The sequence below is a fragment of the Herminiimonas arsenitoxidans genome (assembly GCF_900130075.1).
In the GTDB taxonomy this organism is placed as follows: domain Bacteria; phylum Pseudomonadota; class Gammaproteobacteria; order Burkholderiales; family Burkholderiaceae_D; genus Oxalicibacterium; species Oxalicibacterium arsenitoxidans.
The window spans coordinates 2038498-2058494 of sequence record NZ_LT671418.1 but is presented as its reverse complement, the minus strand read 5'-3'; the positions used below and the strand labels follow the sequence as shown (position 1 = coordinate 2058494).

The window sequence follows — 19997 nt, the reverse complement described above, 5'->3', positions numbered from 1 at the left end:
TATGCGTGATACCGATGGTATCGTGACGATTAATGATGCTTTAAAAGAACTTTGATTATGTCTGTAATACGCCAAAACTTGCAAGCTGTGCGTCAGCGTATCACCGACGCTGCGAACAGCGCGCAACGCGACGTGCACGGCGTGGAATTGCTGGCGGTATCCAAGACTTTTGGTGCCGATGCAGTGATCGCTGCGGCGGAGGCTGGGCAAGCGGCTTTTGGTGAAAACTACCTGCAGGAAGCGCTGGAGAAAATAGCGGCTGTGCAGGCTACACGTCCCGATCTGAAGCTGGAATGGCACTTTATCGGCCCGATACAGAGCAACAAGACGCGCCCGATAGCTGAACACTTTGACTGGGTACATTCAGTCGATAGAGAAAAAATCGCGCACAGGCTGTCCGAGCAGCGTCCGGTGCATTTGCCGCCTTTGAATATCTGCCTGCAGGTCAATATCAGTGGCGAAGCGAGCAAAAGTGGTGTCTTGCCGACAGACGTGATCGCCGTTGCGCAAGCAATCGCTGCTTTGCCACGTTTGCGTTTGCGCGGTTTGATGGCGATTCCGGAGGCGGAAGGCGATGCAGAGCAACAGCGGGCACCGTTTCGGCAGTTGCACGCATTGTTCGATCAATTACGCGCCGAGGGATTGGCGCTAGATACATTATCAATGGGGATGTCTGGCGATATGGTCGCGGCGATAGCCGAAGGTGCCACTATCGTGCGGATAGGCTCTGCAATTTTTGGAACTAGGGAATATGCAAAATAATCTGAAAATCAGTTTTATCGGTGGCGGCAATATGGCTGCTGCCTTGATCGGTGGTCTGGCAGGGAAATTAACTGCGGCAGACAACATTCATGTGGTCGATATCAATGCCGATTCATTGACGAGACTGCAACAGCAATTCGGCGTTAAAACGTCAGCGGAAATAGATGCGACGATCGCCGCTAGCGATGTCATCGTGCTGGCGGTCAAACCGCAACAGATGAAAGGCGTGGTCGCACAACTGGTGCCGCACGTTAAAGCACAGTTGATCTTGTCGATAGCAGCCGGTATTCGTGCAGTGGATTTGTCGCGCTGGTTGAAAGGGCATACCGCCATTGTGCGCACGATGCCGAATACACCTGCGCTGATCGGTAAAGGCGTGACCGGTATGGTTGCAACTGCTGGCGTCAGCAAGGAGCAGCATGCCGCTGCAGATGCAATCATGCGTGCAGTGGGCGAGACAGTTTGGCTGGATGATGAAAAGTTGATCGACCCTGTCACTGCAGTATCGGGCAGCGGTCCAGCCTATGTGTTTTATTTCATCGAAGCGATGCAGCAAGCCGCGCAAGAGATGGGGCTGACGGCAGAGCAAGGCAATGCGCTGGCGATTTCAACCTTTGTTGGCGCGGCACAATTGGCTGCACAAGCGACAGATCCAATCGCGGTATTGCGTGAACGTGTGACGTCAAAAGGTGGAACGACTTACGCGGCATTGACGAGTATGGAAAATAGCGGCGTCAAGCAGGCGATCATCATGGCAATGAAAGCAGCGGCAGCACGGGGACAGGCTTTGGGCGAAGAATTCGGTCAGGACTGAGCGCTGTTAAAAACACAGGCCTGAAGTTTCGTCGAAACATCAGGCCTGCGAGTAATGCATAGGAGCAGATAGTTTTGTTGCTTAATGGCCGAGCAAGATTTGCGCAATGATGCCACTTGCGATCGCGACCAGCACATAGTCGCCACCGGTTTGTACCCATTGGTAACCGCGAGGTGGCGGATTCAGGCGGTGACTACGCCAGTCGTTCACCACATATTGTCGGTTGCGATACTCGCCGGCAAGGCGATCACCTTTGTAGAAGTTGTGATTCGGGCCGGCACCGCGTCCATCGCGACGGTCATCATGACGGTTATTACCACGATCATCGCGTCGATTATCATGACGATCACCTGGGCCGCGATCGCCGCCTGGACCACCGCGTTGCATTTGTTGTTGGTCACGGTCGTTGCGACGGTCATAGCCTTGGGCGAATGCCAGGCTGCTTGCAGCCATAGTCATTACCATGATCGAAGAAATAATGATTTTGCTTTTCATATCTGCTCCTTTGAATGGCGGGAATACACTCTGCGCCGTCGATATCACTCTGTCAATCCCATACATGAATAGGCTGAAGGAGCAGCGCCCTACATCTTCTTGAGTGCTATCTTGTTAGATATGAAATTGGCATTTAATTCCCCAATGACATAACTAAAGTAGTCGCCTGATGTTGTCGAGAGGCATTGCTGCGGGAGTGTCGCTTTAGACCTTAGCTTTGAGCTGAGAAAGCTGCGTGGTAATCAACATTCCCTTTGTGAAACTTCCCATCAAAAGACAATGCCAGGAAATATTCTGGTGGTACACCTGCAAGAATCAAATTGGCGCTAGGTTGAAATCCAAACCGACAGTAGTAGTCAGGCTCGCCCAATAGAACGCAGCCTTGCGCATGGTTTTCTTTTAATAAAGCCAATCCGTGATGGATTAGTGCTTTTCCTATCCCTTGTTTTTGCCATTGCGGTAAAACAGACACAGGGCCTAGGCCATACCAATTGCTGCTGCGATCAGAAATGCTGACAGGCGAAAAGGCAATGTGACCTACGATCTGATCATCAATTTCTGCCACCAGGGAAATCGATAAGGCACCGGCATCCCGCAAGGCATTGATAATGAATTGTTCAAAGTGATCGCTGTACGGATGATCAGCGAACGCTGCACGCGTGACATCAGCGATGGTTTGAATGTCGCTGTGTTGTTCGGGACGTATGATCATTTACTGACGATGACTTTATTGTGTTGCAGGCTCAAGGGGGACGCGTCGCACATTCGATTCCGGGTATGGATATTCCATGTGACGTGCGGTCGCACGTGCAATGTTTTCTCCGCAATATCGCTTCACTATAGTCAGCGCCATATCGATACCGGCCGAGATGCCGGCAGAGGTAATGACCTTGCCTTGTTCCACTACCTGAGAAACGGAATCAACCGTCACTTGCGGGAAGCGTTCCTGCATCAATGCGAGCGAGCGCCAGTGTGTAGTGGCGTGCAAGCCATCCAGCAAGCCTGCATTGCCCAGAATTAAAGCGCCGGTACAAACAGAGGTCAGTGTTTCTACTTCTGCTGCGCGTGCGGTGACGAATGACAGCATCGTCTCGTTATTCATTTCGCTGCGTGTGCCCCAACCACCAGGGACTAGCAATATATCGAGAGGCGGACACTGATCGAATGTCGTGTCGGGAAGTACCTTCATGCCGCCGGTTGTCGTAATGGGTCTATCGAATTGCGCCACTAGCAGGACTTCAAATGGCGATGGTTCTTCACGCCTGCGTTCGTTGTTGATGCGTGTAACCGAGAGCACCTCGAAAGGGCCGCAAAAATCCAGTACTTCAACATCATCGAAAATGACAATGCCAACTCGTTTACGATCCATGAATGGCTCTCCAGAAATTGCAGTTGATCTTCAGTGTAAAAAATTACTGTGTAGATGCATGTCCCTTGCTGACGGCTTCGCCATCATTGGCACGCAGCGTCCAGAACGATAGTGATGACAGTATCGTCAAACCACCCAAGGTAAGGAAGGCGTGATGCAACGCGTTGACGACGGCGGCACGATCAGATTGTGGCAGGTCGCCGAGATACCATGCCGCGATGATGGAGCCGAATGCCAGGCCGAAGCTCATCGACATTTGCTGCATCGAACTGGCGATGGTGCTGGCCATGCTGGAATCTTCGATCTTGATATCCGCGTAAGCCATCGAATTCATGCTGGAAAATTGCAGTGAATTGAAGAAGCCTTGTGCCAAGCCGAGGAGCAGAATGACGGCAATAGGCGTGGTCGGTGTAATGATGGAGAACATGCAGATCGTGACGCCTATCATCACGGTATTGACGATCAAGACTTTGCGATAACCGAAGCGTCCCAGCACTCTAACCGAGATCAACTTCATTGCCATTGCTGCCGCAGCTGTCGGCATCATCATCAATCCTGATTGCCAGGCTGGCAATCCCAAACCGATTTGGTACAGCAAAGGAAGTAAAAAGGGCAGGCCGCCCACACCCAAGCGCGTAATGAATCCGCCGACGACAGAAACGCGGAAGGTGCGTGTTTTAAACAGAGCAAGTTGCAGCAGCGGATGCAGAGTGCGTCGTGCATGCAAGCAATAAGCCGCCAGTAACGCGATAGAGATCAGAAACAGAATGGCGGTTGAAGTCGCATCTAGATAATGTTCGCCGAATATTTCCAATATCCATGACAGCAAGGCTATGCCGGAACCGAACAACACCAGGCCGATGACATCCAGCGGTCGCGGTGAATCTGAACGATAGTCCGGCATGTGTTTATGAATCATCCACTGCGCTGCCAATCCTATCGGCACGTTCACAAAGAAGATGGCTTGCCACGGCAGCCAGTGCACGATCAAACCGCCTATCGTCGGTCCCAACAAAGGGCCTATCAATGCCGGGATGATGACGAAGTTCATCGCTGCAAGTAATTCCGATTTTGGAAAAGTGCGTATGACCGTCAGGCGTCCGACCGGCATCATCATGGCGGCGCTGAAGCCTTGCAAGATGCGTGCAGCGACCAGCATGGGAACGCTGGTCGACAAGCCGCAGAGTATCGATGCGAAGGTGAACAAACCGACAGCGGTGCTAAAGACGCGTCGCGTACCAAAACGATCTGCCATCCAGCCGCTAATGGGAATCGAAACAGCCAGACTCAGAATGTAGCAACTGACCACCGCTTTCAGACTCAATGGCGTGACATTGAGGCTGGCCGCCATCGAAGGAATGGCGGTGTTGATTATGGTTGAATCCAACTGCTCCATGAACAGCGCAATTGCCACCACCCAAGGCAAATAGCGTTTGACCTTAGGGTCGCTAGTGCTAGGAGCTGATGATGGAGGAGGCATGTGGTGAGCGTGTAATTAGCGCAACAAGTAATCGAGTGCAACGCCGCCAAAGATGGCCGCACCTAACCAGTTGTTATGACGGAAGGCGGCAAAGCACGCGTTGCGTTCGCGCTCACGTATTAGCGTGTAGTGATACATCGCGCAGGCAACTGCAATCAGCAAGCCAGCCACAAACCAAATCCGCAAGCCGAATTGCCAGCCGACGATGAAGATCAAGCCCAAGGTGACTGCGTAGCAAAGCATGACGATAGCGACATCAAAGCGACCGAAGGTGATCGCAGATGTCTTCATGCCTATCTTCAAATCGTCTTCACGATCAACCATTGCATATTCGGTATCGTAAGCAACCGCCCAGAAAACATTGGCGACCAATAGCCACCACGCTGCTGCCGGCACCGTGCCTTGCACCGCTGCAAATCCCATTGGAATACCAAAACCGAATGCGATGCCGAGATAAGCCTGCGGGATTGCAAAGAAACGTTTGAAGTAAGGGTAGCTGGCCGCGATGATGACTGCTGCGATAGAGAGTTGCTTGGTCAAGGTATTGAGCGGCCAGATCAATGCGAATGAGATCAGCGTTAATACCAATGCAACCAGCAAGGCTTCGTAGGGTTTGATCTTGCCGCTGGTGATCGGTCTATCGACGGTGCGTTGCACATGCCTGTCGAAATCGCGGTCAGCGTAATCGTTGATGGCGCAACCGGCTGAGCGCATCAAGATCGTGCCCAGCGTAAAAATACCAACCAGCGTCCAATCCGGTTTGCCATTTGATGCCATCCATAAGGCCCACAGTGTTGGCCACAGCAGCAGCAATATGCCTATCGGTTTATCGAGGCGGATCAGGCGGAAATACAGTTGGAGGCGGTTCATCTAGCGGTGTTCGGTTGTACAAAAATAAGAGAAGCAGCCTGATGTTCTATGTATTCAGTATCAGGCTTCGGACAGGGGTTCATGCGGTAACATCGTTACGCCTTGCAAATCGCAAGACAACAATGCTTGCCGGACAGCTTCGATAGCAGCGCCACGTGTGAAGCTTTTGCGCCATACCAGTACGACGCGACGCGACGGTCCCGGTTTTTCAAACGGGATGTAACGCAGCATGCCATCCTTGGCTTGCATGTCCGGTACCGATGCTTGCGGCAAAACGGTGATGCCTATGCCGGATGCAACCATGTGACGGATAGTTTCCAGCGAAGAGCCTTCGAAGGTACGGGCAATGCCGTCGCCGGAAGTCGAGAAGCGGGACATTTCCGGACAGACTTCCAGTACCTGATCGCGGAAGCAGTGACCGTTGCCGAGCAAGAGCATGGTTTCCGATTTCAAGTCATTGGTGGTGACGCTGCTGCGATTTGCCCACGCATGGTTTTTAGGCACGGCGACGACAAAAGGTTCGTCGTACACAGGTTGTACCAGCAGACCTTGATCAGGGAAGGGTAGCGCGACGATGGCCGCATCCAGTTCGCCCTGACGCAATAGGTCGAGCAATTTGACGGTGAAGTTTTCCTGCAGCACCAGCGGCATTTGCGGCACGCGGTCGATGATGGTCTTGACCAGCGGCGGCAACAGATAAGGTGCGATTGTGTAAATGATGCCGAGGCGGAAAGGGCCGACCAGCGGATCCTTGTTCTGCTTGGCGATTTCCTTGATGGCGGCGGTTTGTTCCAGCACGCGTTCGGCTTGTGCGACGATTTGTACGCCTAGCGGTGTCATTGAAATTTCGCTGCCACCGCGTTCGAAGAGCGTGACGCCCAGCTCATCTTCCAGTTTCTTGATGGCGACTGACAATGTGGGTTGGGCGACGTGACAAGCTTCTGCCGCATGACCAAAATGTTTTTCACGTGCGACGGCAACGATGTATTTGAGTTCGGTAAGCGTCATGATCTTCTTGTCTGGGCCGGTGCGGGTAGCCTATTTTATACCTTCAGGTAATCCTCGCGTGCGCCGAGCCAACGCGCCAGATGCGCTTCGACGGTTGCCGGGTCGTCGCGCAGCAGGGTTTGTGCCAGATCACGCGCTCTATCGACCAGCCATTGATCGGTTTCCAGATCGGCAAAACGCAGCATGGCCTGGCCGGATTGACGTGCGCCGAGGAATTCACCAGGACCACGGATTTCCAGATCCCTGCGAGCGATTTCAAAACCGTCAGTTGATTCGCGCATGATGCCCAAGCGCTGCTTAGCGACTTGTCCGAGCGGACCTTGATATAGCAGCAGACATACGCTGGCGGTGGAGCCGCGTCCTACACGTCCGCGCAATTGATGTAATTGCGACAGGCCAAAACGTTCTGCATGTTCGATCACCATCAAGGACGCGTTCGGCACATCGACGCCGACCTCGATGACAGTGGTGGCCACCAGTACGTGTATCTCGCCGCGCGTAAAGGCATCCATCACTTGCTGTTTCTCGGCTGGCTTCATGCGGCCGTGTACCAGACCTACGCTCAAGTCCGGTAGTGCTTCAACCAGAGTTAGATGCGTATCGGTTGCCGTCTGTAATTGCAGCGCTTCCGATTCTTCGATTAAAGGACAGACCCAATACACTTGCCGTCCTTCCAGCGCGGCGGCATGTACGCGTTCGATGACTTCATCGCGACGATTTTGGTCGATCACGCGCGTCACGATAGGTGTGCGTCCCGGTGGTAGTTCATCGATGACAGAGACTTCCAGATCAGCGTAATACGTCATCGCTAAAGTACGTGGAATCGGTGTGGCAGACATCATCAATTGATGCGGAATCTTTTGTTTATGCGGCGAGACGTTGTTGTCCAAACCTTTATTGCGCAGGACAAGACGTTGGCCGACGCCGAAGCGATGCTGTTCATCGACGATCACCAAACCTAATTTGGAAAACAGTACGTCTTCCTGTATCAGCGCGTGCGTACCGATGATCAGTTGCGCTTCGCCGGATTCGATACGTGCCTTGGCTTCCAGCTTTTCTTTTTTCTTCAGGCTGCCAGTCAGCCATGCGACGTTCACACCTAATGGCTCCATCCATCCGGCGATTTTGCGGAAGTGCTGATCGGCGAGGATTTCCGTTGGTGCCATCAATACAGCTTGAAAGCCGCTGTCGATAGCCTGCGCTGCAGCCAATGCTGCGACCACGGTCTTGCCGCTGCCTACATCGCCTTGCAGCAAGCGCTGCATAGGGAAAGATTGCTTGAGGTCGGCGCGGATTTCTTCCAGCACGCGTTGTTGCGCACCGGTTAATGAAAACGGTAGTTGTTTGAGGAAGGCTTTCGACAAGGTGCCGACTTTGGGTAGCACGGCTGCACCTTTGGCACGTCGTGCCATTTGCGCGCGTTTCATCGATAGCTGCTGCGCCAGCAATTCGTCGAACTTCATGCGCACCCAGGCGGCATGCGAACGATCGGCCAAGGCGCTTTCATCGATATTAGGCGGCGGGTTGTGCAACAGTCGTACCGCCGGTTCGAATGACATCAAGTCTAGCGAGCTACGTAATGTGTCAGAAAGCGTATCGCGCCATTCGATGCGCGTCATTGCGTCGATGACGGTTTTGCGCAGCACGGTTTGTGACAAACCTTCGCCGGACGGATAAACCGGCGTCAGCGCGGCAGGCAAGGGCGCGCCTTCGATTACCATCTTGTAATTGGGGTGCACCATTTCCGCACCGAAGAAGCCGTGTCGTACTTCGCCGCGCGCGCGTACGCGATTGCCTTCGGCCATCTGCTTGACCTGGCTGCCGTAAAAATTCAGAAAGCGCATCACCAACTGACCAGTATCGTCAGAGATCGTCACCACCAGCTGGCGGCGCGGGCGGAAAGCGACTTCGCAGGAAGTCACCACGCCTTCGACCTGTATTGCACGACCGAAAATAAAACCAGCTGCGCTAATGTTCTTGATCTCGGTTTCGTCCTCGTAACGCATAGGCAGATGCAGGACTTTGTCCATGTCTGAGCGCAGGCCGAGCTTGATCAGTTTGTCGTCGATTTTTTCCGCGCGCGTGGGTGCTGCCGCCGTGGTTGATTTGGTGGCTTTTTTGGCAACAGATGCGGGCTTTTTCTTCAATACAGGCATATCAGGCCGAAAATGGGCGGCAGGGCGTAAAATAGCGGGTTTTGTGATGATTGCGGCGATGACTTCATGTCTTGCGTACTGCATCACATGAAAGTGCCGATCCGGCAAGCTTTGCAACCATAGCAGTTCTGCAGCGCGATTGCATGCAAACAGATTAAATTTGTATGCGTCACACCTCGGACCGTAAAACCGATGTCTTCAACTATTAGCCACATGTATTCTCTTTCCGATTTCGATTTCGATTTGCCGCAAGACTTGATTGCGCAAACTCCCTTGGCTGAACGCAGCGCATCGCGTCTGCTACACGTCGCTCCCGACAAAATGATAGATCGCAACTTTGCCGATATCGTCGACTTGCTGTCGCCCGGCGATTTGCTGGTGTTCAATGACACGCGTGTGCTGAAGGCTCGCTTCTTCGGCGTGAAAGAAACCGGCGGCAAAGTGGAAGTGCTGATCGAGCGCGTAGTGGATGCACGCAATGTCCATGCGCAGATACGTGCTTCCAAGTCACCAGTGGCCGGCATGCAGATACGTCTGGCGGATGCCTTTGATGTGACCGTCGGTGAGCGCGTGGGCGAATTCTACGAATTGCAATTCCCTGACGATGTATTCGAGTTGATAGAAGCGCATGGCCGTTTGCCTTTGCCGCCGTATATCGAACACGCCGCTGATGCTTACGACGAAACGCGTTATCAAACCGTGTACGCGAAAACACCGGGTGCAGTGGCCGCGCCGACTGCGGGTTTGCATTTTGACCAAGCCTTGCTGGATGCTTTGACTGCCAAAGGTGTGAAGCTCGCCTATGTCACGCTGCATGTAGGCGCGGGTACTTTCCAGCCGGTGCGCAATGAGAATCTGGCCGAGCACAATATGCACAGCGAGTGGTACACCATCTCGCAGCAAACCGTAGATGTGGTGCAGGCGACGCAAGCAGCTGGCGGCAATATTGTCGCGGTTGGCACCACCAGCATGCGCGCGCTGGAATCGGCGTCGCAAAGCGGCGTCTTGCAAGCCGGTAGCGCCGATACTCGACTGTTCATCACACCGGGCTACACCTTCAAGACGGTGACGCGCCTGATTACCAATTTCCATTTGCCGAAATCGACGCTGCTGATGCTGGTGTCGGCATTTGCCGGCTATGACACCATTCGTGCTGCATACCAACACGCTATTTCCCAACGTTATCGTTTCTTCAGTTACGGCGACGCGATGTTTTTGACCAGAATGCCATCATGCTAAATTTCAAATTACTTAAAACTGACGGCAACGCACGTCGCGGCCAATTAACGCTGAATCACGGCGTGATCGAAACGCCTATCTTCATGCCGGTCGGTACTTACGGTTCGGTCAAGGCGATGTCGCCGCTGGAATTGAAAGAAATCGATTCTCAGATCATCCTCGGCAATACCTTCCATCTTTGGTTGCGTCCAGGCAATGACATCATCGCCAAGTTCGGCGGCCTGCATGACTTCATGGGCTGGGATAAACCTATCCTGACTGACTCGGGCGGTTTTCAGGTGTTTTCGCTGGGCGAGATGCGCAAGATTACGGAAGAAGGCGTGCATTTCAATTCGCCTATCAACGGCGATAAATTATTTCTCTCGCCGGAAGTGTCGATGCAGATCCAGCGCATCCTGAACTCCGACATCGTGATGCAGTTCGACGAATGCACACCGTATGAAATCGATGGGCGTCCAGCCACCACCGAAGAAGCAGCCAAATCGATGCGCATGTCCTTGCGCTGGGCCAAGCGTTCACTGGACGAATTCAATCGTGAGGAAAACCCGAATGCGCTGTTCGGCATAGTGCAGGGCGGCATGTTTGAAAACCTGCGCGATGAGTCGCTGGCTGGTCTGGAAGAGTTGAATTTCCACGGCGTGGCAATTGGCGGTCTGTCGGTCGGTGAGCCCAAGGAAGACATGATGCGTGTGCTGGAGCATATCGGCCCGCGTCTGCCTGCCAACAAGCCGCATTACCTGATGGGCGTCGGCACGCCGGAGGATTTAGTGCAGGGCGTGGCTAACGGCATTGATATGTTCGATTGCGTGATGCCGACGCGTAATGCACGCAATGGCTGGTTGTTCACCCGTTTTGGCGATATCAAGATCAAGAATGCGCGTTACAAGGATGACAAGAAGCCGCTGGATGAAACCTGTGGCTGTTACTCCTGCCGCAATTTTTCGCGCGCTTACTTGCATCATTTGCATCGTACCGGCGAAATTCTTGGTGCAAGACTGAATACTATCCATAACTTGCACTACTATCTGGACCTGATGCGCGAGATGCGGGAGGCGATTAGCGAAGGGCGATTCCAGCTCTTTGTGAAGCAATTCCATGAAGATCGCGCACGCGGAGCCTGAACTTTCTTCCACGAAAGACCGTCTAGACGGGAAAAGCAATTTTCCAGTGCTAAAATAACCGACCATTTATTACTACAACCTGGAGCATTCACGTGTTTATTACCAACGCTTACGCTGCAACAGCCGCTGGCGGCATCATGGGCAACCTGACCCAATTCGTGCCTATCATCTTGATGTTCATCGTGCTGTACTTCCTGATGATCCGTCCACAGATGAAACGTCAAAAAGAACACAAGGCGATGATCGAAGCAGTAACACGTGGCGATGAAGTCATCACAGTCGGTGGTGTACTGGGCAAGATCACTAAAGTTTCCGACGTCTACTTGTCGCTGGAAGTGCAAGACGGTACCGAGCTGGTCATTCAAAAGAGTGCAGTGACGACCTTGTTGCCAAAAGGTACGATCAAATCGCTGTAATGGGTTAAATGCCCCACCTCCGCTGGCCGGACGTGGGGTTGATTTTTGTCTGACGTTCCACCCCGAACCCTGAATCAATATGAATCGCTATCCCCTCTGGAAGTACATTACGATCGCCGTCGCACTGTTGTTGGGTGTGTTGTATACCTTGCCGAACTTCTTCGGTGAGTCGCCAGCGGTGCAAATCAGCAGTGCCAAGGCCACCGTCAAAGTAGACAGTTCCCTGATGACTCAGGTTGAGCAGTTACTGAAAAAAGACGGTCTCCCTTACGATGGGATAGTCTACGAAACAATAGGCTCGCAAGGTACCGTACGCGTACGCTTCGCCAATACCGATGTTCAGTTCAAAGCCAAGGGTGTCCTTGAAAAAGAACTGAATGCCGATCCTGAAGACCCAACTTATCTGGTGGCATTCAATCTGTTGCCGAATACACCGTCCTGGCTGCAAAGCCTGAACGCAGCGCCTATGTATCTCGGTCTCGATTTGCGCGGTGGTGTGCATTTCTTGATGCAGGTTGATACCAAAGCTGTCATGAACAAGCGCGTACTCGGCCTGCAAGCCAGCGCACGCAGCATCTTGCGCGACAAGAATATTCGCCATGCCGGTATTTCGCGCAGTGGTGACAATATTGAAATCCTGTTCCGCGATGCAGATACACGCAGCAAGGCTCGTACCTTGTTGAATAGTGAGTTGCGTGAACTGGTGCTGACTGACGCTGGCAGTGGTGAAGACCTCAAATTGGTCGGCACCTTGAACCCGGCTGCATTGAAACAAACGGTAGAAGACGCCGTACAGCAAAACATCACCACACTGTCGAAGCGTGTCAATGAACTGGGCGTGACCGAGCCTCTGATCCAGCGCCAAGGTGCGGACCGCATCGTGGTGCAGATGCCAGGCGTGCAAGACGTTTCGCGTGCGAAAGACATTATCGGTAAAACAGCGACTCTGGAAGTACGTCTGGTCGATGAAACAGTGACGCGCGGTACTGAAGAGACAGCAGCGATTCCATTCGGCTCTGAACTGTTCAAGGTCGGCAAGAATGCACCTGTGGTCTTGTACAAAGATCCGATCATTACTGGTGAATACATCTCCAGCGCATCCGCCAGCTTCGATCAAAATCATCAGCCTTCAGTCAGTATCGATCTGAACGGTGACGGTGGTCGTCGCATGCGTGAAGCAACACGTATGCGCGTAGGCAAGTCGATGGCGATTGTTTTGTTCGAAAAGAACAAGGGCGAAGTTCTGACCGTTGCGACGATTCGTGATGAATTGGGTGCGCGCTTCCAGATCACTGGCATGGGTTCGGCTGAAGCAGCTAGTGACTTGGCCTTGCTGTTGCGTGCAGGTTCGTTGGCAGCGCCGATGGAAATCATCGAAGAACGCACTATCGGACCGCAACTCGGTGCAGAGAACATCAAAAAAGGTTTTGACGCAACGCTGTACGGCTTCATCGCCATTGCGATCTTTATGATTGTTTACTACCGCGCATTCGGCTTCTTCAGCGTGTTTGCGCTGGCGGTCAACGTGATGTTACTGATTGCCTTGTTGTCGATGCTGCAGGCGACGCTGACCTTGCCGGGTATTGCCGCGATTGCATTGACGCTGGGTATGGCGATTGACGCCAACGTGCTGATCAATGAGCGGATACGCGAAGAGTTGCGAGCGGGTCATGCACCACAGACTGCGATTGCGATGGGCTTTGAACGTGCATGGGCAACCATTCTCGATTCCAACGTCACAACCTTGATCGCCGGTTTGGCGCTGCTGATTTTCGGCTCTGGCGCGGTGCGCGGTTTTGCCGTTGTGCATTGCCTGGGTATTCTGACCTCGATTTTCTCTTCCGTGTTTGTCTCGCGCGGTTTGGTGAATACATGGTACGGCCGCAAGAAAAAACTGACATCGGTATCGATCGGTCAAGTCTGGAAACCGACTGCCTGATTGAATGTTCCGCGGTGCGCATAGCTTGCGCACCATGTCGTACCTGATTGAATTGTATTTAGATAGACCGCTGGATGACGCGTTATCGCGACAACATCAAGCGGTCGCAATGAGAGGAAAGTGATGGAGTTTTTCCGCATCAAAAAAGATATCCCGTTCATGCGCCATGCGTTGATTTTCAACGTCATTTCCGCACTGACTTTTGTCGCTGCCGTGTTTTTCCTGCTGCATCGTGGTTTGCATCTGTCGATTGAATTTACCGGCGGTACGGTGATGGAAGTTGCCTATTCCAAACCAGCTGACATCGAAGGTGTACGCGGCAAGCTGACTGAACTCGGCTATGCCGATATGCAGGTGCAAAGCTTCGGCACAGCACAAGACGTATTGATACGCTTGCCGGCGCAGCAAAATGCCGATTCGGCGCAAATCAGCGAACGCGTCATCGGCGCATTGAAGGCGCAGGACAATACAGTTGAATTGAAGCGTGTGGAGTTCGTCGGGCCGCAAGTGGGTGAAGAACTGACGCATGATGGTTTGATGGCGCTAGGCATGCTGGTGATCGGCATCATGATCTATCTGGCGATACGCTTCGAATGGAAATATGCGGTCTCGGCCATCCTGGCTAACTTGCATGACGTGGTGATTATTCTCGGCTTCTTCGCCTTCTTCCAATGGGAATTCTCATTGACGGTTCTGGCGGCGGTGCTAGCGGTACTCGGTTACTCGGTCAATGAATCGGTGGTTGTATTTGATCGTGTACGCGAAACCTTCCGTGATCGCCGCTTCGGCAAGCTGGCAACAGCTGACGTGCTGAATCATGCGATTACCAGCACTATTTCCCGTACGATGATTACGCACGGTTCGACACAGTTGATGGTCTTGTCCATGCTGTTCTTCGGTGGCCCGACCTTGCATTACTTTGCGCTCGCACTGACGATTGGTATCTGCTTCGGTATTTACTCTTCCGTGTTCGTGGCAGCTGCATTGGCGATGTGGCTGGGCGTCAAGCGTGAAGACTTGATCAAACCGATCAAGGAAAAAGATGAACACGACGGCGCGGTAGTGTAAATAACGCGCAAATAAAAAAGCCGGCAGATGCCGGCTTTTTTGTTGCCTATACCAAGCTTCAAAAAATCAGTATTTTGCTTTTGGTTCGTGTCCAGTCAGGTTCGCATGTAGCTTGGCCAACTCTTTTTCCAATGCTTCAAAATCCTGCTCGTCATAGTTCGAAAATGGCAGCTTGGCGAAGGCAACTTGCGGCGCGAATACGCGCTCGAATTCGGCTTCTCCTTTGGGTGTAAGTCGCACCAAGGTGCTGCGCCTGTCTTCCAGTTGTGTCACGCGTGCAACCAAGCCTTTTTCTTCCAGTCTATCTACTACGCCGGTCAATGTACCTTTGGTAATCAGTGTTCTTTCACCCAGCTCCTTGAAGCTCATGCCGCAGGTATTGCCTAGCGTGGCAATGATATCGAACTGTGGTGGCGTAAGCCCGGTGCGGCAGCGGATGTTTGCGCCAGCCTGACGCTCGAATGCGTGGAAGCACTCGGCCAGTAATCGGATGCTGCGGAGATATCGTTCAGCCATAAAAATACTCAGTGTTTAAATCAAAAAGCCGACGTGCAATGACGTCGGCTTTTTTGTGTTTTACGTCATTTGCTTAGTCAGCTTTTACTGCTTCTACCTGGATCGCCAGTTTGACGATTGGTGAGAAGCCGTAGTTCAAAGCATAGTTCAGACCGAAGTCGCCGCGGTTGAATTCAGCGGATGCATCGGCGCCGCAGACTTCACGTTTCAACATCGGATGTTGGATACATTTGAATTTGTTGAGCGTGAGTGTCACTGGTTTAGTGACGCCAAGCAAGGTCAAGTCGCCTTCAACTGCCACTGGTTTGTCGCCATCGAACTTGATGGATTTGCTTTTGTAGACAGCAGTAGGAAATTTCTCAACGTTGAACATATCCTTGCTTTTTGCATGCTCATTCATTTTGGCATGGCCGAAATCAATGGAGCTGGCATCGATGACGATATCCAGCGAGCCGGTTTTTGCTGCACGATCGAGTGTGACGCTACCGCTGGTTTTGTCGAACTTGCCGCGCCATACCGAGATGCCCATGTGGTCGGCTTCAAAGCTTGGGTAAGTGTGGCTAGGATCGATCGTGTATGTCTGTGCGAAAGCGGAAGTCGCGCCGGCAGTAAGCAGGCAAATCAGTGCAAGTTTGGATTTCATTCAATGGCTCCTGTGTTGTGTAAGTGAATTACTTTTTGTTGCGTTTGTCCTGCGATACATACGGTGAATCGTGCTGCTATTGCGTCGTGACGACGCGGAATTTAATCGTGACTTCATCGGCCACCATGCTGGTGTCTTTCCATTCGCCTTCGCCTATGCTGTAGGTCAGACGTTTGATCGGTAATACACCTTCAAATACTTGATTGGTGCCTTCTTTTTTCACAGTCAAAGGGAAGCTGACGTCAGTGGTTTTGCCTTTGATGGTGAGCTTGCCGCTGACATCAAGTTTGCCAGCTGCACCGGGTTTGATCTGGCTGGAGACAAAGCTCGCTTTAGGGAATTGTGCAGCGTTAAACCATTCTTTTTTCAAGACTTCCTTGTTGTACTCCGGATCGCCCAGATCGAAGCTGCTGACGTCGATGTCGACATTGGCTTTGGAGGTTTCCGGCTTGGCACTGTCGTAGGAAATTTGTGCGTTGAATTTTTTAAACTTCGCATCGACCGGCACGTTCAATTGTTTGAAGGTAATGGTGACATTGCTTTTTGCCGCATCGGTTTTCAATGCTGTGGCGGCCAGAACCGGCAAGGCTACGCAGACACTGGCGATGGCAAGCCAGCGTGTGGTTTTGCTGGAGAGTGAGCTAACGAACATGGTGATCCTTTCGATAAAAATGAATTCACGGAAGCATGCGTTGCAGCGTGCGATCGCGGTCTATGAATTGATGCTTCAGTACGGCCAGTATGTGCAGCCAAAAGACGATGAGTAATGTGACATTGCATGCGTAATGTACTTGCTTGAGCACAGCTCTTAATTCCTGATCAGGTCCGATCAAGACGGGCAGTGGCACGATGCCGAGATAGACCACGGGTACGCCAGCGGCCAGGCTGTAAAAATAACCGGAAAGCGGTACCGCAAAAATCAGCAGATACATCAAGCCATGCGATACACGCGCGGCTTTCTTCTGCCAATCGGCCATATTGCCGGGATGCGGCGGCGCCGGATGTGTGATGCCCCATAACAGGCGTAGACAGGCGAGACCGAGTACGGTGACGCCTAGCCATTTATGCCAGGAAAAATATTTGAGCTTGGTGGGAGTCAGGCCGGGAATGTCGACCATGGTCAGGCCCAGCAGGAAGGTGGCAATGATGAGTGCCGCCATGAGCCAGTGCAGCGCGATGGCTGTCAGCGTGTATCGACGCATAAGTAGTTTTTGCTTATTTAGTTCAAGTTAGGACTAATATAGCAAAATAAAATCAAGTCTGCAGGCGGCCCATTTTCATGGGGCCTGCAGCTTGATCAGCTTTTAGATTTCTTGCGCGAGCTTGGTGGCGTAGCCGATGTAATTGGCTGGTGTCATGGCCATCAAATGATCTTTGGCTTCTTGCGGGATTGCCAATGTCGCGATGAATACTTGCAGGGCTTCTTTCGAAATGCCTTTGCCACGGGTCAAATCCTTCAATTGCTCGTACGGATTTTCGATACCGTAGCGGCGCATCACGGTTTGTACCGGCTCGGCCAATACTTCCCATGTTTCGTCCAGATCTTGTGCGATGCGCACAGGATTGACTTCCAGCTTGTTCAAGCCGCGCAGGCAGCTGTCGTAAGCGAGCAGGGCGTAACCGAAGCCGACACCGATGTTGCGCAACACGGTGGAATCGGTCAGATCACGCTGCCAGCGTGAAACAGGCAACTTCTCTGCCATGTGTTTCAACACAGCGTTAGCCATGCCCAGATTGCCTTCGGAGTTTTCGAAGTCGATCGGGTTGACCTTGTGCGGCATGGTCGAAGAACCGATTTCGCCGGCCTTGGTGGATTGCTTGAAATAGCCGAGCGAGATGTAGCCCCAGATATCGCGGTTCAAATCCAGCAGGATGGTGTTGCTACGTGCAATCGCATCGAACAGTTCCGCCATGTAATCATGCGGTTCGATTTGAATCGTGTATGGATTGAAAGTCAGGCCCAGACGGTTTTCGATCACGCCTTTTGAGAATGCTTGCCAATCAGTATTCGGGTATGCGGACAAATGTGCATTGAAGTTGCCGACTGCGCCATTCATCTTGCCGAGAATTTCTACCGCTGCGATACGATCAACTGCGCGTTTCAGGCGTGCAACGACGTTGGCCATTTCCTTGCCGAGCGTGGTCGGGCTGGCTGGTTGGCCGTGCGTACGCGACATCATCGGCACTGCTGCATTATCGTGCGCCAGTTGCGTCAGCTTGCTGATCAAGCCTTGCAGCGATGGCAGCAACACGGTGTCACGCGCAGCTTTGAGCATCATGCCGTGTGATGTGTTGTTGATGTCTTCGGAAGTGCAGGCGAAGTGAATGAATTCGGTCGCGGCGACCAATTCAGGCACATCTTTGACTTGTTCCTTCAACCAGTACTCAACCGCTTTGACGTCATGATTGGTAACGGCTTCGATGTCCTTGATACGTTGTGCATCGGCTTCTGTGAAATCGGTCGTCAGTTTGTTCAGCAGTGCGTTGGCGCTGGCAGAAAATGGTTTGATTTCTGCAAAGCCGGCTTCTGACAATGCTTGCAGCCACGCAATTTCCACTTTCACACGATGATGCATGAAGCCGGATTCGGACAGAATCGGACGCAATTTATCGGTTTTAGTGGCGTAACGGCCGTCTAATGGAGAAAGGGCGGAGAGCATGGAAAGAGGCATGATGAAGGGCGACAAGCGCAATGACGTGGATGGAAAAGCTGCCGAAAATACAAAAACGGCGCAAATTGAGGAAGACGACATTCTACCACTTGGCGCGGCTGGAAGCCTGCATATGGGTAGTTGTAAGCACTGAGCAGGGCGGTTTTTCAGTTTTGGCCGATGTTATAATCGCCTTCCGATTTTTGAAGTAAAGCATCTATGAAACTGATTGGTTCCCTTACCAGCCCTTACGTACGTAAAGTACGTGTTGTCATGTTGGAAAAAAAGATCGATTACGATTTCGTTCTTGAAAACGTGTGGGGTGCTGATACCGCGATTCAAGAATCCAATCCGCTGGGCAAAGTGCCATGTCTGGTGATGGAAGATGGCGGCGCGATGTTCGATTCGCGCGTGATAGTCGAATATCTGGATACTTTGACGCCAGTTGGTAAATTGATCCCGCCTAATGGCCGTGAGCGCGCCGAAGTCAAATGCTGGGAAGCGCTCGCTGACGGTGTGGCAGATGCTGCCATGTTGTTGCGTCTGGAGCACACCTTGCGTACGCCTGAGCAACGCAGCCAGGCCTGGATAGATCGTCAAACCAGGAAGGTCAATGATGGCTTGAAGGCGATGTCAGTCGGTTTGAAAGACACGGCTTTTTGCGCTGGCAATCAGTACACGCTGGCAGACGTTGCAGTAGGTTGCGTGCTGGAATGGCTGTCGTTCCGCTTCCCTGAAATTTCGTGGCGTAGCGAATATCCGAATCTGGAAAAGCTGCTGGAAAAATTATCTGAACGCCCATCGTTCAAGGAAACACCGCCGAAATAAATGGTGATTCGGAAATAAAAAAGGGACGCAGCTAGCGTCCCTTTTTCATGCTCGATTGCGTTGAGCATTGCAGCGTTACTACCGGTATTTATTCGCCTGCCATTTGTGTTTGCAGGTAATTCTGGATACCAACTTTTTCGATCAAATCGAGTTGCGTTTCCAGCCAGTCGATGTGCTCTTCAGTGTCGTCCAGAATGTACTGGAACAGTTCGCGCGAAACATAATCGCTGCTGGCTTCACACGCTGCGATGCCTTCTTTCACTGTCTTTTGCGCCAGCTTTTCCAGCTTCAAATCGCAGTTCAGCATTTCTGGTGTGTTCTCACCGATCATGATTTTATGCAACGCTTGCAGATTCGGTAGGCCATCCAGCATCAAGATGCGATCGATCAGTTTGTCGGCATGTTTCATTTCGCCGATGGATTCTTCGTACTCTTTCTTCGCGATTTTTTCAAAACCCCAGTGCTTGTACATGCGTGCATGCAGGAAGTATTGATTGATTGCGGTGAGTTCGTTGGTGAGCTGCGCGTTGAGCAGCTTGATGATATTGCTGTCACCTTTCATGGGAGCCTCGAAAGTGATGTTGAAAATGGGCTGCTGGGCATCTGACGATCTGTTGTCAAA

General features: G+C 52.2%; 22 protein-coding genes. 9 read left to right on the top strand and 13 right to left on the bottom strand.

Going from position 1 to position 19997, the window contains the following annotated elements; genetic code table 11:
• Window positions 1-57: 57 nt before the first annotated feature.
• Together BQ6873_RS09685 and proC are read left to right on the top strand one after the other, a co-directional pair.
• On the top strand, window positions 58-762 hold the full coding sequence (locus BQ6873_RS09685) for a YggS family pyridoxal phosphate-dependent enzyme (RefSeq protein ID WP_076592464.1): 705 nt from the start codon (window positions 58-60) through the stop codon (window positions 760-762).
• Window positions 752-1576 (top strand): pyrroline-5-carboxylate reductase, encoded by an 825-nt coding sequence (proC, locus tag BQ6873_RS09680; protein WP_076592463.1) that lies wholly within the window; start codon window positions 752-754, stop codon window positions 1574-1576. The genes BQ6873_RS09685 and proC overlap by 11 nt, the downstream gene beginning before the upstream one ends.
• Window positions 1577-1657: 81 nt before the next feature.
• Here proC and BQ6873_RS09675 read toward each other — a convergent pair whose 3' ends face one another.
• The 7 genes from BQ6873_RS09675 to recG all read right to left on the bottom strand — a co-directional run bounded on the left by BQ6873_RS09675 (window position 1658) and on the right by recG (window position 8954).
• Window positions 1658-2071, bottom strand: a complete 414-nt coding sequence (locus BQ6873_RS09675; RefSeq protein ID WP_076592462.1) for an RcnB family protein — start codon at window positions 2069-2071, stop codon at window positions 1658-1660.
• 211 nt (window positions 2072-2282) lie between these two features.
• Window positions 2283-2783, bottom strand: coding sequence for a GNAT family N-acetyltransferase (locus BQ6873_RS09670; protein WP_076592461.1), 501 nt, complete (start codon window positions 2781-2783; stop codon window positions 2283-2285).
• 15 nt (window positions 2784-2798) lie between these two features.
• Window positions 2799-3440, bottom strand: coding sequence for a DJ-1/PfpI family protein (locus BQ6873_RS09665; protein WP_076592460.1), 642 nt, complete (start codon window positions 3438-3440; stop codon window positions 2799-2801).
• Window positions 3441-3483: 43 nt separating this feature from the next.
• Complete coding sequence (locus BQ6873_RS09660; RefSeq protein WP_076592459.1) at window positions 3484-4920, bottom strand: DHA2 family efflux MFS transporter permease subunit; 1437 nt, start codon at window positions 4918-4920, stop codon at window positions 3484-3486.
• Window positions 4921-4935: 15 nt separating this feature from the next.
• The gene (gene ubiA / locus BQ6873_RS09655) at window positions 4936-5790 is read right to left on the bottom strand and encodes a 4-hydroxybenzoate octaprenyltransferase (RefSeq protein WP_076592458.1); all 855 of its coding nucleotides are present in this window, start codon (window positions 5788-5790) and stop codon (window positions 4936-4938) included.
• 60 nt (window positions 5791-5850) lie between these two features.
• Window positions 5851-6798, bottom strand: a complete 948-nt coding sequence (locus tag BQ6873_RS09650) for a LysR substrate-binding domain-containing protein (RefSeq protein WP_076592457.1) — start codon at window positions 6796-6798, stop codon at window positions 5851-5853.
• Between the two features lie 35 nt (window positions 6799-6833).
• On the bottom strand, window positions 6834-8954 hold the full coding sequence (recG, locus tag BQ6873_RS09645; RefSeq protein ID WP_076594053.1) for an ATP-dependent DNA helicase RecG: 2121 nt from the start codon (window positions 8952-8954) through the stop codon (window positions 6834-6836).
• A 213-nt stretch (window positions 8955-9167) separates the two neighbouring features.
• Here recG and queA point away from each other — a divergent pair, with 213 nt between their 5' ends.
• The 5 genes from queA (at window position 9168) to secF (ending at window position 14737) form a co-directional block, all read left to right on the top strand.
• Window positions 9168-10193 carry a tRNA preQ1(34) S-adenosylmethionine ribosyltransferase-isomerase QueA gene (gene queA / locus BQ6873_RS09640; protein ID WP_076592456.1) on the top strand — a complete coding sequence of 342 codons (1026 nt, stop codon included), beginning with the start codon at window positions 9168-9170 and terminating at the stop codon, window positions 10191-10193.
• A complete protein-coding gene (gene tgt, locus BQ6873_RS09635; protein WP_076592455.1) occupies window positions 10187-11314 on the top strand; it encodes a tRNA guanosine(34) transglycosylase Tgt in 1128 nt (375 codons plus the stop codon). Before queA ends, tgt begins: the two co-directional genes overlap by 7 nt.
• Before the next feature lie 137 nt (window positions 11315-11451).
• Entirely contained in the window at window positions 11452-11730 is a 279-nt protein-coding gene (gene yajC, locus BQ6873_RS09630) for a preprotein translocase subunit YajC (RefSeq protein ID WP_231949433.1), read from the top strand.
• Window positions 11731-11809: 79 nt separating this feature from the next.
• The gene (gene secD, locus BQ6873_RS09625) at window positions 11810-13669 is read left to right on the top strand and encodes a protein translocase subunit SecD (protein ID WP_076592453.1); all 1860 of its coding nucleotides are present in this window, start codon (window positions 11810-11812) and stop codon (window positions 13667-13669) included.
• 123 nt (window positions 13670-13792) lie between these two features.
• Window positions 13793-14737, top strand: a complete 945-nt coding sequence (gene secF / locus BQ6873_RS09620; RefSeq protein WP_076592452.1) for a protein translocase subunit SecF — start codon at window positions 13793-13795, stop codon at window positions 14735-14737.
• A gap of 66 nt (window positions 14738-14803) precedes the next feature.
• Here secF and BQ6873_RS09615 read toward each other — a convergent pair whose 3' ends face one another.
• The 5 genes from BQ6873_RS09615 to purB form a co-directional block, all read right to left on the bottom strand.
• Window positions 14804-15253: a MarR family winged helix-turn-helix transcriptional regulator gene (locus BQ6873_RS09615; RefSeq protein ID WP_076592451.1), complete on the bottom strand. Its 450-nt coding sequence runs from the start codon at window positions 15251-15253 to the stop codon at window positions 14804-14806.
• 73 nt (window positions 15254-15326) lie between these two features.
• Window positions 15327-15896, bottom strand: a complete 570-nt coding sequence (locus BQ6873_RS09610; RefSeq protein ID WP_076592450.1) for a YceI family protein — start codon at window positions 15894-15896, stop codon at window positions 15327-15329.
• Window positions 15897-15972: 76 nt separating this feature from the next.
• Window positions 15973-16548, bottom strand: coding sequence for a YceI family protein (locus BQ6873_RS09605; protein ID WP_076592449.1), 576 nt, complete (start codon window positions 16546-16548; stop codon window positions 15973-15975).
• Window positions 16549-16573: 25 nt separating this feature from the next.
• Window positions 16574-17098: a cytochrome b gene (locus tag BQ6873_RS09600; protein WP_076592448.1), complete on the bottom strand. Its 525-nt coding sequence runs from the start codon at window positions 17096-17098 to the stop codon at window positions 16574-16576.
• A 102-nt stretch (window positions 17099-17200) separates the two neighbouring features.
• Entirely contained in the window at window positions 17201-18568 is a 1368-nt protein-coding gene (gene purB / locus BQ6873_RS09595; RefSeq protein WP_076592447.1) for an adenylosuccinate lyase, read from the bottom strand.
• On the opposite strand from purB, the gene BQ6873_RS18350 reads away from it, so the two are divergent.
• Window positions 18567-18701 carry a hypothetical protein gene (locus BQ6873_RS18350; protein ID WP_269457240.1) on the top strand — a complete coding sequence of 45 codons (135 nt, stop codon included), beginning with the start codon at window positions 18567-18569 and terminating at the stop codon, window positions 18699-18701. The two genes, purB and BQ6873_RS18350, sit on opposite strands and share 2 nt — an antisense overlap.
• Window positions 18702-18766: 65 nt before the next feature.
• Window positions 18767-19375 (top strand): glutathione S-transferase N-terminal domain-containing protein, encoded by a 609-nt coding sequence (locus tag BQ6873_RS09590; RefSeq protein WP_076592446.1) that lies wholly within the window; start codon window positions 18767-18769, stop codon window positions 19373-19375.
• A gap of 88 nt (window positions 19376-19463) precedes the next feature.
• Here the strand turns inward: BQ6873_RS09590 and bfr are convergent, their stop codons facing one another.
• A complete protein-coding gene (bfr, locus tag BQ6873_RS09585) occupies window positions 19464-19937 on the bottom strand; it encodes a bacterioferritin (protein WP_076594052.1) in 474 nt (157 codons plus the stop codon).
• Window positions 19938-19997: the final 60 nt, after the last annotated feature.

Coding starts and splice junctions, on each gene's coding strand:
- BQ6873_RS09685 (WP_076592464.1), top strand. CDS start 58: ATGTCTGTAATACGCCAAAACTTGCAAGCTGTGCGTCAGCGTATCACC.
- proC (WP_076592463.1), top strand. CDS start 752: ATGCAAAATAATCTGAAAATCAGTTTTATCGGTGGCGGCAATATGGCT.
- BQ6873_RS09675 (WP_076592462.1), bottom strand. CDS start 2,071: ATGAAAAGCAAAATCATTATTTCTTCGATCATGGTAATGACTATGGCT.
- BQ6873_RS09670 (WP_076592461.1), bottom strand. CDS start 2,783: ATGATCATACGTCCCGAACAACACAGCGACATTCAAACCATCGCTGAT.
- BQ6873_RS09665 (WP_076592460.1), bottom strand. CDS start 3,440: ATGGATCGTAAACGAGTTGGCATTGTCATTTTCGATGATGTTGAAGTA.
- BQ6873_RS09660 (WP_076592459.1), bottom strand. CDS start 4,920: ATGCCTCCTCCATCATCAGCTCCTAGCACTAGCGACCCTAAGGTCAAA.
- ubiA (WP_076592458.1), bottom strand. CDS start 5,790: ATGAACCGCCTCCAACTGTATTTCCGCCTGATCCGCCTCGATAAACCG.
- BQ6873_RS09650 (WP_076592457.1), bottom strand. CDS start 6,798: ATGACGCTTACCGAACTCAAATACATCGTTGCCGTCGCACGTGAAAAA.
- recG (WP_076594053.1), bottom strand. CDS start 8,954: ATGCCTGTATTGAAGAAAAAGCCCGCATCTGTTGCCAAAAAAGCCACC.
- queA (WP_076592456.1), top strand. CDS start 9,168: ATGTATTCTCTTTCCGATTTCGATTTCGATTTGCCGCAAGACTTGATT.
- tgt (WP_076592455.1), top strand. CDS start 10,187: ATGCTAAATTTCAAATTACTTAAAACTGACGGCAACGCACGTCGCGGC.
- yajC (WP_231949433.1), top strand. CDS start 11,452: ATGGGCAACCTGACCCAATTCGTGCCTATCATCTTGATGTTCATCGTG.
- secD (WP_076592453.1), top strand. CDS start 11,810: ATGAATCGCTATCCCCTCTGGAAGTACATTACGATCGCCGTCGCACTG.
- secF (WP_076592452.1), top strand. CDS start 13,793: ATGGAGTTTTTCCGCATCAAAAAAGATATCCCGTTCATGCGCCATGCG.
- BQ6873_RS09615 (WP_076592451.1), bottom strand. CDS start 15,253: ATGGCTGAACGATATCTCCGCAGCATCCGATTACTGGCCGAGTGCTTC.
- BQ6873_RS09610 (WP_076592450.1), bottom strand. CDS start 15,896: ATGAAATCCAAACTTGCACTGATTTGCCTGCTTACTGCCGGCGCGACT.
- BQ6873_RS09605 (WP_076592449.1), bottom strand. CDS start 16,548: ATGTTCGTTAGCTCACTCTCCAGCAAAACCACACGCTGGCTTGCCATC.
- BQ6873_RS09600 (WP_076592448.1), bottom strand. CDS start 17,098: ATGCGTCGATACACGCTGACAGCCATCGCGCTGCACTGGCTCATGGCG.
- BQ6873_RS18350 (WP_269457240.1), top strand. CDS start 18,567: ATGATGAAGGGCGACAAGCGCAATGACGTGGATGGAAAAGCTGCCGAA.
- purB (WP_076592447.1), bottom strand. CDS start 18,568: ATGCCTCTTTCCATGCTCTCCGCCCTTTCTCCATTAGACGGCCGTTAC.
- BQ6873_RS09590 (WP_076592446.1), top strand. CDS start 18,767: ATGAAACTGATTGGTTCCCTTACCAGCCCTTACGTACGTAAAGTACGT.
- bfr (WP_076594052.1), bottom strand. CDS start 19,937: ATGAAAGGTGACAGCAATATCATCAAGCTGCTCAACGCGCAGCTCACC.